Annotated in this window: 10 protein-coding genes and 1 pseudogene; 4 read left to right on the forward strand and 7 right to left on the reverse strand. The window is 71.6% G+C overall.

Annotation, left to right across the window (positions count from 1 at the left end):
• Positions 1-135: 135 nt before the first annotated feature.
• Positions 136-1,788, forward strand: coding sequence for an LCP family protein (locus tag ABD369_RS21005; protein WP_344638018.1), 1,653 nt, complete (start codon positions 136-138; stop codon positions 1,786-1,788).
• A gap of 21 nt (positions 1,789-1,809) precedes the next feature.
• Here ABD369_RS21005 and ABD369_RS21010 read toward each other — a convergent pair whose 3' ends face one another.
• Both ABD369_RS21010 and ABD369_RS21015 read right to left on the reverse strand, forming a co-directional pair.
• The gene (locus tag ABD369_RS21010; protein WP_344638019.1) at positions 1,810-2,421 is read right to left on the reverse strand and encodes an acyltransferase; all 612 of its coding nucleotides are present in this window, start codon (positions 2,419-2,421) and stop codon (positions 1,810-1,812) included.
• Between the two features lie 132 nt (positions 2,422-2,553).
• Positions 2,554-3,597, reverse strand: a complete 1,044-nt coding sequence (locus ABD369_RS21015) for a glycosyltransferase family 2 protein (protein WP_344638020.1) — start codon at positions 3,595-3,597, stop codon at positions 2,554-2,556.
• Positions 3,598-3,772: 175 nt separating this feature from the next.
• Between ABD369_RS21015 and ABD369_RS21020 the strand changes: the two genes are divergently transcribed.
• Positions 3,773-5,398 (forward strand): LCP family protein, encoded by a 1,626-nt coding sequence (locus ABD369_RS21020; RefSeq protein WP_344638021.1) that lies wholly within the window; start codon positions 3,773-3,775, stop codon positions 5,396-5,398.
• Between the two features lie 204 nt (positions 5,399-5,602).
• Here the strand turns inward: ABD369_RS21020 and ABD369_RS21025 are convergent, their stop codons facing one another.
• From ABD369_RS21025 to ABD369_RS41195, 4 genes and pseudogenes are all read right to left on the reverse strand, one after another.
• On the reverse strand, positions 5,603-8,167 hold the full coding sequence (locus tag ABD369_RS21025) for an ABC transporter permease (RefSeq protein WP_344638022.1): 2,565 nt from the start codon (positions 8,165-8,167) through the stop codon (positions 5,603-5,605).
• Positions 8,168-8,180: 13 nt separating this feature from the next.
• Positions 8,181-8,969 (reverse strand): ABC transporter ATP-binding protein, encoded by a 789-nt coding sequence (locus tag ABD369_RS21030; protein ID WP_344638023.1) that lies wholly within the window; start codon positions 8,967-8,969, stop codon positions 8,181-8,183.
• A 296-nt stretch (positions 8,970-9,265) separates the two neighbouring features.
• Positions 9,266-9,604 (reverse strand): annotated as a pseudogene (locus tag ABD369_RS21035) (NAD(P)H-dependent oxidoreductase); the annotation flags it as partial.
• Positions 9,605-9,682: 78 nt separating this feature from the next.
• Positions 9,683-9,769, reverse strand: a complete 87-nt coding sequence (locus ABD369_RS41195; RefSeq protein ID WP_425557711.1) for a putative leader peptide — start codon at positions 9,767-9,769, stop codon at positions 9,683-9,685.
• A gap of 163 nt (positions 9,770-9,932) precedes the next feature.
• On the opposite strand from ABD369_RS41195, the gene ABD369_RS21040 reads away from it, so the two are divergent.
• Entirely contained in the window at positions 9,933-11,264 is a 1,332-nt protein-coding gene (locus ABD369_RS21040; RefSeq protein ID WP_344638024.1) for an LCP family protein, read from the forward strand.
• 690 nt (positions 11,265-11,954) lie between these two features.
• Positions 11,955-13,331: an MFS transporter gene (locus ABD369_RS21045; protein ID WP_344638025.1), complete on the forward strand. Its 1,377-nt coding sequence runs from the start codon at positions 11,955-11,957 to the stop codon at positions 13,329-13,331.
• A gap of 487 nt (positions 13,332-13,818) precedes the next feature.
• Here ABD369_RS21045 and ABD369_RS21050 read toward each other — a convergent pair whose 3' ends face one another.
• On the reverse strand, positions 13,819-14,046 hold the full coding sequence (locus ABD369_RS21050) for a hypothetical protein (RefSeq protein ID WP_344638026.1): 228 nt from the start codon (positions 14,044-14,046) through the stop codon (positions 13,819-13,821).
• Positions 14,047-14,063: the final 17 nt, after the last annotated feature.

Here is a 14,063-nt window from a genome sequence, read left to right on the forward strand (position 1 = left end):
GCCCTACCCAGCGTCAAGCTTGAATAAGAGTGAAGTTCTGATTATGTAACAAAATTCAGTCCAGCTCGTGATGTCAGGTAGGTTCCCGTGTGGCCGACGGGGGCCCGATTTTCACGAGAGGCGGCTGACCAGCCGATGACCAACGTCCAGCCGATGTCCGGCGAGCCTTCGGACGACTCCGGCATATCCGAGCTGGGCGGGGCCACCGCCCGACGGGGAACCAAGAGCGGCCGCAAGCGCGGGCGCCGCTGGATACGCATCACCGCGGCCACCCTCGGGCTGACCCTGGTGGCGGGCTGCGGTGCCGCGTATCTCTACTACCAGCACCTCAACGACAACATCCAGTCCGGCAGCAAGAACCTCAGCGACGCCAAGGGCGCCAAGACCGCGCCCAACGCCGCAGGCCAGACCCCGCTGAACATCCTGATGATAGGCACCGACAGCCGCGGCTCGGCCGCCGACGTCGCGCTCGGCGGTGCCGCCGACGACGCGGGACGCCCTGGCCTGGCGGACGTCCAGATGCTGCTGCACATCTCCGCCGACCGCACCAACGCCTCGATGATCAGCATCCCCCGCGACACCCTGGTGGACATCCCGACCTGCCACAGCGAGGACGGCAAGACCACCTACCCCGCCGCCAAGCACACGATGATCAACGAGGCACTGCCGCGCGGCGGCCCGGGCTGCGTGGTCGGCACCTGGATCAAGCTGACCGGCCTGGAGATCGACCACTACATGATGGTCGACTTCGCCGGAGTGGTGAACATGGCCGACGCAGTCGGCGGGGTCCCGGTCTGCGTCAACATGAACCTCTACGACCGCTACCAGCCGGGCATCGGCGGCACCGGCCTCAAGCTGCCCAAGGGCACCACGTACATCAAGGGCGAGCAGGCCCTCCAGTGGCTGCGGCTGCGCGACGCCTGGGGCGACGACATCGGCCGCACCAAGGCGCAGCACATGTACCTCAGCGCGCTGATGCGGCAGTTGAAGAAGAACGGCACGCTCGCCGACCCGGGCAGGCTGATGACGCTGGCCGAGGCCGCCACCAAGTCGATCCAGGTCGACAAGCCGATCGCCGACATCAAGAAGCTCTACGACCTGGGCAACGACATCAAGGCCGTGCCCGCCGAGCGGACCACCACCCTGACCGTGCCGGTGGACACCGCACCGACCGATCCGGACCGGCTGGTGCTCAACCCGGACACCGCTCAGATCTGGAAGATGCTGCTGGCCGACACGCCGATCGACGGCAAGTCGCTGAAGGCGGCCGAGGGTTCGTCGGGCGGTGCGTCCAGTGGCGCTTCGGCGGGTGCTTCCGCCAGCCCCTCGCCCAGCGGCACCACGGCCGCCGCTCCGGCCCGGGAGATCAGCAAGGGCGCGGTCCAGGTCACCGTCCAGAACGCCTCCGGCGCCACCGGACGGGCGTCCGAGGTCAAGAGCGCCCTGGTCGAGGCGGGCTTCAGCAAGGCCAGCACGACCGCCAACGGCGACGTGCAGGAGAGCACGGTGCTCACGTACGGCAGCGGCCAGAGCGCCCAGGCCCAGGCGATCGCCGCGGCGCTGGACCTGCCCAGCAGCGCGCTGCAGGAGTCCGGCAGCGGCAGGACGCTCAGCCTGGTGATCGGCTCCGACTGGACCAGCGGCAGCAGCTACCCGGCCTCGGCCGGCGGCTCCGGCGGCAAGAAGTCGGCGCCGACCAAGCTGCCCAAGTCGGTGGAGACCGTCACTGCGGACGACGAGAAGAGCTGCATGACCGTCAACCCGCAGGGCCACATCTACACCTACTGAGCGGGCCGCCGGACCGGGGCGCTACGGCGCCTCGGCCAGCACCCCGCCGGTCTCGACGTACTCCTCGCCGGTGCGCGGGCAGCGCCAGCGCCCGCCACCGGCATCGGTGAGCGGTTCGCCGGCGCGGCCGACCCACTTGATCCGACGCGCCGGGACGCCGGCCACCAGGGCGAAGTCCGGGACGTCCCGGTGCACCACGGCACCCGCGGCCACCAGCGCCCAACGGCCCACCGTGACCCCCGCGACCAGCACCGCCCGGCCGCCGACCGAGCAGCCCTGGCGGAGGGTCACCCCCTGGGCGTGCCACTCCTCGCCGCGCTTCAACTTGCCGTCCGGGTCGACCGATCGCGGGTACATGTCGTTGGTCAGCACCGCGGCGGGCCCGATGAAGACCCCGTCCTCGACCACGGCCGGCTCGTAGACCAGGGCGTGGTTCTGCAGCTTGACCCGGTCGCCGATCCGTACGCCGGGGCCGACGTAGGCACCGCGCCCGATGATGCAGTCGGCGCCGATCTCGGCTCCCTCGCGGACCTGTGCCAGATGCCACACCGTACTGCCGGGGCCGACCACGGCCCGCTCGTCCACATCGGCGCTGGGCTCGATGCGGGCTGATGGTCCATCGGTAATCGCCATGCCGCCGAACATAGCGGCCCGCGGCCGGGCGGCGAGGCGATACCGGGTACTTCGGGAAAGCGAAGGGGCGCGGGGCCCGGCCTTGTTCGGGCCGGGCCCCGCGCCCCTGAGAGCGTCCTCGGTGCGGACGGGCTACCTCGGGTCGGCGACGCTGGAGTTCATCGGAACCGGGCGCTTGCTGCCGATGACCCGGCGGGCCAGCGAACGCGGGGAGGTGAGGAAGCCGAAGCCCCAGCTCATGTGCATGGTGGCGAGTGCCACCGGCAGCTGGAGGCGGGCCCGGGCCGAGAGTCCGCGTCCCTCGACCACCGAGCCGCCGAGTATGCCGAGCAGGTAGCCACCGGGCAGGACCAGGAAGGCCGGGTGCACGGCGGCTCCCAGCACCGTGCCCGCGACCACGCCGAGCAGCGCGGCCGGCGGCGCCAGGTAGCGGAGGTTGACCGAGCCCTTGTGGTAACGGGTGACCACCCGGCGCCAACGGCCGTAGTCCTTGTACTGCTTGGCGAGCGCCTTCACGCTGGGCCGGGGGCGGTAGGTCACCCGCAGCTGCGGGGTGAACCAGATCAGCCCGCCGTCCTGGCGGATGCGGTAGTTGAGCTCCCAGTCCTGGGCGCGGATGAACTCCTCGTTGTAGCCGCCCTGCTTCTCCAGCACCTCGCGGCGGAAGACGCCGAGGTAGACGGTGTCGGCCGGGCCGGCCAGGCCGCCGGTGTGGAAGGCCGCGTTGCCGACCCCGATCTTGGAGGTCATGGCGGCGGCGACCGCGTTCTCCCACTCGGTCTCGCCCTCGGCGTGCATGATGCCGCCGACGTTGGCCGCCTCCATCTCGCCGAGCAGGCGGACGGCGGTGGCGATGTACCCCGGGGTGAGCAGGCCGTGGCCGTCCACGCGCACCACTATCGGGTGGCGGGAGCCGCGGATCGCCGCGTTCAGCCCGGCGGGGGTGCGGCCGGTGGGGTTGGGCACGGTACGGACCCGGGGGTCCTCGGCGACCAGTTCGGCGGCGATCTCGTCGGTACGGTCGGAGGACGGACCGAGCGCGATCACCACCTCCAGATCGCCGGCGTACTCCTGCTCCAGGATGTGCCGGACGGCGGTGCGCAGGTGACGTTCCTCATCGAGCACCGGCATGATCACGGAGACCGCCGGCAGCTCCTCAGCAGCCTTGGTGTTCATCGTGGCCAACCGTACCGGCGGCCGACCTGCGTTGTCAGGTTCGGGTTGGCCTCGGCGATCATCCTGGCGGGCCCGTCCTGGCCAATGCTGCCGGGAGGGAACGTTTCGGCGTTCGGTGCGGGTGTCCCGGCGAGCCACCGGCCGGGGGCTCGATGGCCCGCCTACCATCCGAGAGATGCCCTTCTCAGCCCCCCGACCTCGCGCTTCGTCCGGTGCGGCCGCCGACCGGTCCGGGGCCACCGCCTCGCCCGGGCCCGCCCGGCACCGGACCGGGCTCTGGCTGGCCGGCACGGTCGCACTGGCGGTACTGGCCGCCTCGGGCGCCGGCTGGGCGGTGCTCAACGGGGTCGGCCGCTCGATCGACCGGGTGGACGCCTTCGCCGGGGCCGACGACCGCCCCGAGGACGACGGGGGCACCACCATCCTGGTGGTCGGCACCGACGACCGGGACGGCATCCCGGAGGCCACCCTCAAGAACCTGCTGCACGCGGGCGGCGAAGGCTGCCACTGCACCGACGTCATGATGCTCGTCCAGCTCGCCAGGGACGGCGGCCGGGCCAGTGTGGTCAGCATCCCACGCGACTCCTACGTGACGATCCCGGCCCACCGGGACCCGGCGACCCGCCGGCAGGTGCCGGCCTCGATGGGCAAGATCAACGCGGCGTACGGAATGGGCGGCGCACCGCTCGCCGTCCGTACCGTGGAGCAGGCCACCGGTCTGCGGATCGACCACTACCTGCAGGCGAACTTCCTCGGCTTCGTGGCCACCGTGGACGCGCTGGGCGGGGTCGACGTGTGCACCGCGAAGCCGCTGAAGGACGAGTTCGCGGGCCTGGAGCTGCCGGCCGGGCGGACCAGGCTGGACGGTGCCGGCGCGCTCAGGTACGTCCGCGCCCGGCATGTGGACGGCAGCTCGGACCTCGGCCGGATGCACCGCCAACAGCGGCTGCTGGCCCAGCTGTTGAGGCGGGCCACGGACACCGGCACGCTGCTCAGCCCGGGCCGGCTCAGCCGGATGGTGGACATCCTGCTCAGCTCGGTGAAGGTCGACAAGGGGCTCTCCGCCGAGGAACTGCTGGCCCTGGCCACCCGGTTGAAGGACCTCTCGGCGGCCAACACGGACTTCGCGACCGTCCCGCTCGCCGTGGTGGACCACCAGGTCAGCGGCTGGGGTTCGACCGTCCTGTGGGACCAGCGGGCGGCCAAGGCGCTGTTCGACGCCGTACGGGAGGGGCGGCCGCTGACCGGGCACTCGGAGACCGCCGCGGGGCCCTCGCCCGCACCGCCGTCCTCGCCCGGTGCGGCCGCGTCCGCGTCCGTCCCCTCCGTCTCCGCCGTCCCCACCGCTTCCGCTTCCGCCTCCGCTGCTTCCGCCCCCGCCGCGCTGAGCGTGCCGCCGGGGCACATCCGGATCCAGGTGCTCAACGGTGCCGGGGTGCTCGGACTCGGGGCCCGGGTGGACGGGGATCTGCGCAAGCTCGGCTTCGCCACCACCGGGACGCCGGCCAACACCGAGGGGGGCGGCAGCGTGGCGAGGACGGTGGTCAAGTACGACCCGCGCTGGGACGAGTCGGTACGGACGGTCGCGGCCGCGCTGCCCACCGCACGGTTGGTACGGGTGCCGGGGCTGGGGGCGACGCTGCAGGTGATCGCGGGCAACGACTACCTGGGAGTCACCGCGCTGCCGAGTCCCACGGAGGTCACGACGCCGGAACCGTCGCCCTCCCCGGCCGCCTCGCACGCCGGCGGCCCCGTCCCGGAGGTCTCGGCGACCACGGGGAGCGAGATCGGCTGCCGGTGAGGCGCTCGGACGGGCCGTGGGCGAGGGCCGTATGAGCGTGGGCCGTGGCCGGGGAGCCGGGGCTGCGGGAGCTGGCCGTCGAGGTGCGCGGGTGGTCACTCGCACGGTCTTCGACCGAACGGCGGATGGCCGGGTGCACAGGCACCCGGCCATCCGCCGCCCCCGATCCGTCCGGCCCCGGCGGACCGGACGGTCGCCGTTCGGTCAGTCCGTGGCGATCGCCGCCAGGACGTTCATCCGTCCTGCCCGGAAGGCCGGGAGCAGGGCGGCCAGCAGGCCGATCACGGCCGAGGACAGCAGGACCTCGACGATCGTGCCGGTCGGGATCGCCAGCGTGCTCAGGCCCTTGCCGGAGAGCACCCGCTGGGCAGTGATGCCCCAGGCGAGGCCGAGACCGGTGCCGAGCACGGCGCCGAAGATCGCGATGACCACCGACTCCAGCCGGATCATCCGGCGCAGCTGACTCCGGGACAGGCCGATCGCCCGGAGCAGGCCGATCTCGCGGGTCCGCTCGACCACCGAGAGGGCGAGGGTGTTCACCACCCCGAGGACGGCCACCACGATGGCGAGGAAGAGCAGTCCGATGACCATGTAGAGCAAGGTGTTGACCTGGTCCTGGACGATCTTCTTGTAGCCGGCCTGGTCCTTGACCACCAGCTGCGGGTACGCCTTGAGCGAGTTCTGCAGCGAGTCGAGCACCTTGGCCTTGTCGGCGCCGGCCTCCGCCTTGCCGAACAGCGCGGCGTCCTGCGGGAGTTCGGCGGCCGGGACGACCTTGGCGACGCTGTCGATGCCGGTGAAGAGGTTGCCGTCGAAGAGCGAGTTGCCCTTGGCGGTGATCAGGCCGAGTTCGAGGCTCTGGGTGTGGCCGCGGCCGTAGTCGACGGTGATCCTGTCGCCGACCGAGAGGTGGTGCTTGGCGGCGAAGTCCTCGTCCACCGAGATGCCACCACCGGTGATCGCGGCGGACGAACCGGCCTTGACGGGGAGGCGGAAGTCGTTGACGAAGGTCGGTGAGACGGCCGACAGCTCCGTCTCGCTCTTGCTGCCGTCCGGCAGCGCGAGGGTGGCGGGGATCTCCTTCTGCTCGGTGAGGTGGTCGAGGCCCTTGACCGACTTGGCGGCGCTCAGCATGGCCGGGGTGAGCCCGGTGCGGCCGCCGTCCACGATGTAGTCGGCGCCGACGCTCCGGTCGATCTGCTCGTTGGTCGAGCTGACCATCGAGGTGGTGAAGACCGAGGCTCCGACGACCAGGGCCAGGCCGATCATCAGCGCCGCGCCGGTGGCCCCGGTACGGCGGGGGTTGCGTATCGCGTTCCGCTGGGCCAAGCGGCCGGCCGGGCCGAAGAGGGCGGGCAGGGCGGCACCGAGCACCCGGACCAGGCCGGCGGCGAGCAGCGGGCCGGTCACCACGAAGCCGATCAGTGTCAGCACCACCCCGAGGCCGAGGAGCGAGCCGCCGGTGGCGGCCTGGTGCGCCCGGGCCGCCGCGACCAGCAGCGCGGCGCCGCCGGCCGTCAGCACCAGGCCGATCGCGGCCCGGATCCGGTTGGCCTTGGCCTCGGTGGGAGTGCCGTGGTCGCGCAGCGCGGACATCGGGGAGATCCGCGCGGCCCGGCGGGCCGGTATGAAGGCCGCCAGGACGGTGATCAGGACGCCGACCGTGTAGGAGGCGACCGGGACGGAGGCGCCGATCTCCAGGCTGGCCGAGGTCAGGTTCATCCCGGCCGCGCCCATCAGCCGGATCAGCAGCATGGCCAGGCCGATACCGCCGAACAGGCCGAGGGTGGAGCCGAGCACCGCGAGGATCAGTGCCTCGATCAGCACCGAGGCGTTGACCTGGGTCCGGCTGCCGCCGATGGCACGCATCAGGCCGATCTCGCGGGTGCGCTGGGCGACCAGCATCGAGAAGGTGTTGATGATCAGGAAGCCGCCGACCAGCAGGGAGATCCCGGCGAAGCCGAGCATGGCGTACTTCATGAAACTCAGGAAGGAGCCGACGCCCTTGACGTTCTCGGCCTTCTGCTCGGCCGCGGTCTTCAGGTCGAAGCCGGCGCCGACGGCGGTGGCGGCCTCGGCCTTGAGCTGGTCGTTGCCGCGGCTGCCGTCGCCGAAGAGCTCGACCGAGGTGTAGGCGGTGGAGCCGAGCAGCAGTTTCTGCGCGGTCGGGGTGTCCAGGAAGGCGAGTGCCGCGCCCGGGTTGGTGGTCCTGAAGGTGGCGATGCCGGAGATCTTGAGGTCGTAGCTGCCGGACCCGGTGATCAGGCGGAGCGGGCTGCCGAGGCCCAGGCCGGCCTTCTTGGCGGTGTCCGCGTCCAGCAGGACCTGGTCCGGGCCCTGGGGAGCGTGGCCGGAGGTGACCTCCAGGGAGGGGCGCGGGGTCTCGATCCAGTTGCCGGTGAGGGTCGGGGCGCCGGTGGTGGGGCCGACCGTCTTGTTGCTGGCCGGGTCGACCAGGACGGCGTTCGACACGAAGACGTTGCCGAGGGCGGTCCTGACCCCGGGCAGCCCGGCGACCTTCCGCACCGTGTCGACCGGGACCGTCCTGGTCTTGCCGCCGACCTGCTGGTCGGCGCTCCGGTCGCTGTGCGGGCGGAGTGAGACGTCGGACGCGGTGGAGGCGAAGAGCTTGTCGAAGGTCGAGGTGGCGGTGTTGGAGAAGACCAGGGTGCCGGAGACGAAGGCGACCGAGAGCACCACGGCGATCAGGGAGAGCGCCATCCGCCCCTTGTGGGCGAGGAAGCTCCGCAGTGAGGTCTTGAGCAGCATCGGACCGGGCCCCTCAGCTGGTGCGCTTGGCGTCGAAGCGACGCATGCGGGCCAGGACGGACTCGGCGGTGGGGGCGTGCATCTCGTCGACGATCACGCCGTCGGCGAGGAAGAGCACCCGGTCCGCGTAGGAGGCGGCGACCGGGTCATGGGTGACCATGACGATGGTCTGGCCCAGCTCGTCCACCGAGCGGCGCAGGAAGGTCAGCACCTCGGCGCCGGAGCGGGAGTCGAGGTTTCCGGTCGGCTCGTCACCGAAGATGATCTCGGGACGGGCGGCCAGCGCCCTGGCCACCGCGACGCGCTGCTGCTGGCCGCCGGAGAGCTGGGCCGGACGGTGCTTCAGCCGTCCGGCCAGGCCGACGGTGTCGATCACCTGCTCAAGCCAGGCCTGGTCGGGTCTGCGGCCGGCGATGTCCATCGGAAGGGTGATGTTCTCCAGCGCGTTGAGCGTGGGGAGCAGGTTGAAGGCCTGGAAGATGAAGCCGATCTTGTCCCGGCGCAGCCGGGTGAGCTGCTTGTCCTTCAGACCGGTGATCTCGGTGTCGCCGACCCAGATCCGGCCGCAGGAGACGGTGTCCAGACCGGCCAGGCAGTGCATCAGGGTCGACTTGCCCGAACCGGACGGGCCCATGATGGCGGTGAACCGGCCGCGCTGGATGTCCACGTCCACCGAGTCGAGCGCCGTGACCCTGGTCTCCCCCGCGCCGTAGGCCTTGGTCAGCTGTCGTGCGGAGGCCGCCGGGGCGTTCTCGCCGCCGTGAAGCCGCGGGTCCTGCACGGCTGTCGCTGCCGTCGTCACTGGAGTCTCCCTAGATCTTTCGTCCGCCGGTAGACCCGAGCCTGACGCAGACCACCCGCCCGCCGACATGGTGCGGACTTCCGTCTTCGTCCTCGGGTTGGCCCCACCCTCCGAGGTGCAGCCAGCTTCACCGCTGACCGGTGGAGTGGGGGATGTCCACCACGTTAGGAGACCGCGGCGAGGGGATCGTCCTACGCCGGGAGGAAGCCGGATGACTCCCGGCGTACGGGACGCGGGGCCCTCCCCCTTAGGGGGACCTCGTCGTCCACCTCGGGGTCGCCCGGGCCCAGCCGAGCTCAACTCGCCAGTGCGGCACCGTGGTTCAGCACCTCGGGGATGCCGGTGTGCCGGGTCAGGGCGGCGGCGAAGGCGTCCACCACCGGGGTGAGCAGGACGTCCGTCTCGCGCTCGATCGCGGTGCCGCCGTCCTCCCGGACCGCGATGTGCCGGTCCAGCCGAACCAGCCCCGGGTGATGTGCTCGGCCCCCCATCGAGGCGAGCACCGGGCGCAGCGCGTAGTCCACGGCCAGCACGTGGGCCGTGGACCCGCCGGTGGCCAGCGGCAGCACGGTCTTGCCCGCCAGGGCGTACTGGGGCAGGACGTCCAGCAGGGTCTTCAGCAGCCCCGAGTACGCGGGAACGCGGGAGCGGCCGGGCACCCGTGGCTCCGGGTGCGGCCGCGACGGGCGCGAGGGTCTAACGGTGGCGAGCGGTCAGCCACGACACAGCGAACCGGACACCCTCAGCAGGTCGACGTGCCGCCGACGGGTGAGCCTCCAGCGCTGTTCCATGCCCGCCATGCGAACACGCGCCGTCAGAGCCGGTCAAGGTTGATCTCATCGGGTGAACACGCCGGTGACCATGCGGCGAAAGCATCCGACAACTGCATCAAATCTGCTACAAGCGGGCCGCGGGCCACCCCGGCGGCACTGGCGGCCACTGGTTTCGGGCATCCTTCACCCCATGAACACGTGGCAGGAAGACCGCCCGAGCGGCGGCGGCAGCTCGTACGGTCGGGGCGACGGCGCCGGATCCTACGGTCCGGGCGGCGGCGCGGCCGCCGAGCCGCCGCTGCCGCCATCGCTCAACCCGCGCGGACCGGGCGCGCAGCGCCGTCCGCAGGGCGGCTACGGCGCGCAGCCCGGGTATCCGCCACGGCCCGGCGCCGCGCCGCAGGGCATGGGCATCCCCGCGCAGCCGGCCCCGGGCGCCGTGCCGCCGGGGCCGGTACCCCCCGGTGCGGTACCGCCGGGTGCCGTCCCGCCGCCGGCGAGACCGGCGGCCGGGGGTACGGCGAACCCGCGCTGGCCGCGCCGCCGGAAGATCAAGGTGGCCGCGCTGGCGGTGGCCGGCGCGCTGCTGGTGACCGGTGTCGGCACCTACTTCTGGGCCGACGCCAAGCTCAACCACGAGAACACCCTGGCCTCGTACCCGGGCCGCCCGCCCGCCGGGAAGGGCACCAACTGGCTGATCGTCGGTTCCGACAGCCGCGACGGGCTCACCGACGCGCAGAAGGACGCGATGCACACCGGTACCGACACCGGCAAGCGCAGCGACTCGATGATGATCCTGCACATCGGGGACCACGGGAACACCCTGATGAGCGTTCCGCGCGACTCCTGGGTGCCGATCCCGCAGCACCTGAACACCAACGGGAACGGCAAGACCATCCCCGCCACCACCTCGAAGATCAACTCGGCCTTCAACAACGGTGGCGGCCCGCTGCTGGTGCAGACGATCGAGTCCAACACCGGCATCCACATCGACCACTACGCCGAGATCGGCTTCGCCGGCTTCGTCGGCATCGTGGACTCGGTCGGCGGTGTGAACATGTGCGTCGACAAGGACATCTCCGACCAGGACTCCGGCCTCAACCTCAAGGCCGGCTGCCACACCCTGAACGGCACCCAGTCGCTGGCCTTCGTCCGGCAGCGGCACCAGATGGCCGACCAGGACCTGGGCCGGATGCGCAACCAGCAGAAGTTCCTCTCCGCACTGGCCAAGCAGGCCGCTTCCCCGGCCACCCTGCTCAACCCGTTCACGTTCTACCCGCTGGTCAGCTCGGGCCTGGGCACCCTGATCGTGGACAACGACACCGGTCTGACCGACCTGGGCTCGTTCTTCCTGGCCATGAAGGGCATCTCGGGCGGCAGCGGCAAGACCGTCACCGTGCCGATCGGCAACCCCAACTTCCGCGCGCCGGACGGGGAGTCGGCGCTGAAGTGGGATCCGGTGAAGTCCAAGGAGGTCTTCGACGCCTTCAAGAACGACACCCCGGTCCCGGACGTGAAGTAGCAACTCGGGGGCGCGAAGCAGCGACTCCGGGCGTGAAGCAGCGCGAAGGGCCCCGCCGGTGACCGGCGGGGCCCTTCGACCTCCTTGCCGTTACGGCAGGTTGCGCACCACGATGCGCCGGAGTCAGCGCCCCCACAGAGCCACAGGGCTGAGGGCCGGGACACGGCTTCCCCTTCGGCGCCGGAGCCCGCTCCTTGCACCTGAAGCAGAATCCCCGGTCACTCTCGGGGTGTTCGCACAGCGGGCAGTCCACCGGGCTCCTGGACATCCCGTCCGGCGGGCACGGCAGCGGCTTGCCCGGCGGGCGCGGGGCAGCCCGCGGCGTGGCGCGGGTCACGTGCGCACGGCCTGCCCGACGTGGCCCGGGTCACGTGCGCGGGGCCGCCGACCCCGGCGGGTGAGAAGGGTCACCCCCGCCGGGCTGCCCGGACGGGCAGGGGCGGGCCGGCCCGGTATGACTGGGCAAACGCCGTGTCGACACGGTCCGAGGGCCCGTCCGCTTCGGGACCTTGGTCATGAATTCGGCTGACCTTTGGCCTCGTGGCGACCCGTCCGTACCCAGGCAACCGTGGACGGTCGCCCGGCGTGCCCGGGCGACGGCGCCGCCCGACCAGCGGTGCCGTGCCCTGTCGTCTACCCGGCGCACGACGTGCGAAGGCACCGCCGTACGCTCCGGAGGACCCGAATCACATGTCCAAGACCATCGACAACGCCCCGTATACCGCCTTCCACCGCAGGTTGGCCCTCGCCTGTTCCGGCGGGCCGCTGCTCGACGGCTACATCCTGAGCATCGTCGGCGTCGCCCTGACCGGGATGCGCCCCGACCTCGGCCTGTCAACCGCGGACGTCAGCCTGATCGGCGCCGCCGCACTGGTCGGAATGTTCGTCGGCGGCGCGCTCTTCGGCGTGCTGACCGACCGGATCGGGCGGGAGGTGATGTACACCGCCGACCTGCTCGTCATGGTGGTCTGCTCGGTGCTCTCCTTCTGGGTGGACGCGGTGTGGGCGATTGCCCTGCTGCGCTTCGTGCTGGGCATGGCCGTGGCCGCCGACTACCCCATCGCGACCTCCCTGCTCGCCGAGTGGCTGCCGGTGCGGCACCGCGGCCGGCTGCTCGGCCAGCAGATCGTCGCCTGGTACGCAGGCTCCGTCCTCGCCTACGTGACGGGCTACGCGTTCCTGCGGCTGGCCGGGCCCGGCAGCTGGCGGTGGATGCTGGCCAGTTCCGCGGTGCTCTGCCTCGTCTTCCTGGTGATCCGCCGCGGCTCGCCGGAGTCGCCGCGCTGGCTCGCCGCCCACGGGCGGGTCGGTGACGCCGTGCGCGTGGTCGAACAGCACCTCGGGGTCCGGGTGAACGGCCGGGAGCTGATGCCCGATCCCGCCGAGGCCGGCCGACCCGGCGGGCTGCGCCTGCTGATGACCCCGCCCTACCGACGCCGCACCCTCTTCTGCGGGCTGTTCTTCCTCTGCCAGGTCGGCCCGCTCTTCGCGATGCTCACCTTCGGGCCGCAGATCCTCTCCTCGTTCGGCATGCCCGGCGGCACGGTGGCGGAGACCCTCGGCACCGGGCTGATCAGCCTCGTCTTCCTGCTCGGCTGCTACCCGGCGCTGCGCCTGATCGACACCTGGGGCCGGCGCCCCGTGATCATCTGGTCGTTCGCCCTGATGACCGTCCCGCTCGCCCTGCTGGGGATCTGGCCCGCCGCTCCCGCCGCCGTCGCCCTCCTCGCCCTGTGCGCGTACGCCTTCCTGTGCGGCGGCCCGAACGTGCTCGACTGGACCTACCCCAACGAGCTCTTCCCCACCGAGATCCGGGCGACCGCCGTCGGCGTGGCCACCTCGGTCAGCCGGATCGGCGCGGCCGTCGGCACCTTCCTGCTGCCGCTCTCGCTGACCGGGCTCGGCACCGGCCCGACCATGCTCATCGCCGCCGGGACCACCGCCCTCGGCCTGCTGGTCTGTGTGCTGTGGGCCGAGGAGACCCGCGGCACCGCACTGGGCGCCTCGCCGGCCGTCACCGCGGGCCCGACCGCTGTGACGCAGCGCGTCCCGCAGCCGACGCGCTGACGCCCGGCGCGGACGACCCCGCCGAGAGGGTCGAGGTCGCCTGAGTGACGCCATGCGAACGGCCCCCGGCAGCATGCCGGGGGCCGTGCTGTTTGTGCAGGTCAGTGGCCGTTTTCAGACCGGTTCCAGCCCAGGATTTCCCCGGCATGACGCCCGGGAACGGCCCCGGAACGGGCCCGGGCGGACCGAACCCGAAGGCGGCCTCCACCGCCCCTCAGATGGCTTCTGACCCGTGAAGACCGCCTTACGGCAGGTTGCGCGCCATGACGATGCGCTGCACCTGGTTGGTGCCCTCGTAGATCTGGGTGCTCTACGACAAACAGGGCTCTGACCTGGGAAGATGCCCCCTCTGAAGGGGCGCCCCCAGGATTTCCCCATGATCATCTTCTCTGTCGATGTGAGGCCAAGCCTTCCCCCTGGCAACAGAGGCGCCCCGCCCATGCGCCACGGGGGACGACGCACGGACGGGGCGGTTTCGGGGCGTTGTTCAGCGGGGGATGGGGACGACGAATCCTCGCGCCGGACCGGTTTTACGGGACATACCCGCGACGATCGCCAGCACCTCGTCGGTGATGTCCCGCCGGGCGGCGGGGTCAGTGCTGTCGTACACCCGCCATTGCCCGCTCGGGTTGTCCAGGTCTTCGGGGGAGACGATTCCTCGGATGCCTAGGCGCCGGAGTGTGCTGGCTACCCGCTGGGCTTCGTCCTCGTCCATGTATCCCGCCCTTCCGT

It is taken from the genome of Kitasatospora cystarginea (assembly GCF_039533515.1).
Classification (GTDB): domain Bacteria; phylum Actinomycetota; class Actinomycetes; order Streptomycetales; family Streptomycetaceae; genus Kitasatospora; species Kitasatospora cystarginea.

Bases quoted from the DNA above. Each gene is read 5' to 3' on its own strand.
- ABD369_RS21045 (WP_344638025.1), top strand. From the start codon at position 11,955: ATGTCCAAGACCATCGACAACGCCCCGTATACCGCCTTCCACCGCAGG.
- ABD369_RS21015 (WP_344638020.1), bottom strand. From the start codon at position 3,597: ATGAACACCAAGGCTGCTGAGGAGCTGCCGGCGGTCTCCGTGATCATG.
- ABD369_RS21010 (WP_344638019.1), bottom strand. From the start codon at position 2,421: ATGGCGATTACCGATGGACCATCAGCCCGCATCGAGCCCAGCGCCGAT.
- ABD369_RS21025 (WP_344638022.1), bottom strand. From the start codon at position 8,167: ATGCTGCTCAAGACCTCACTGCGGAGCTTCCTCGCCCACAAGGGGCGG.
- ABD369_RS41195 (WP_425557711.1), bottom strand. From the start codon at position 9,769: ATGGCGGGCATGGAACAGCGCTGGAGGCTCACCCGTCGGCGGCACGTC.
- ABD369_RS21020 (WP_344638021.1), top strand. From the start codon at position 3,773: ATGCCCTTCTCAGCCCCCCGACCTCGCGCTTCGTCCGGTGCGGCCGCC.
- ABD369_RS21040 (WP_344638024.1), top strand. From the start codon at position 9,933: ATGAACACGTGGCAGGAAGACCGCCCGAGCGGCGGCGGCAGCTCGTAC.
- ABD369_RS21050 (WP_344638026.1), bottom strand. From the start codon at position 14,046: ATGGACGAGGACGAAGCCCAGCGGGTAGCCAGCACACTCCGGCGCCTA.
- ABD369_RS21005 (WP_344638018.1), top strand. From the start codon at position 136: ATGACCAACGTCCAGCCGATGTCCGGCGAGCCTTCGGACGACTCCGGC.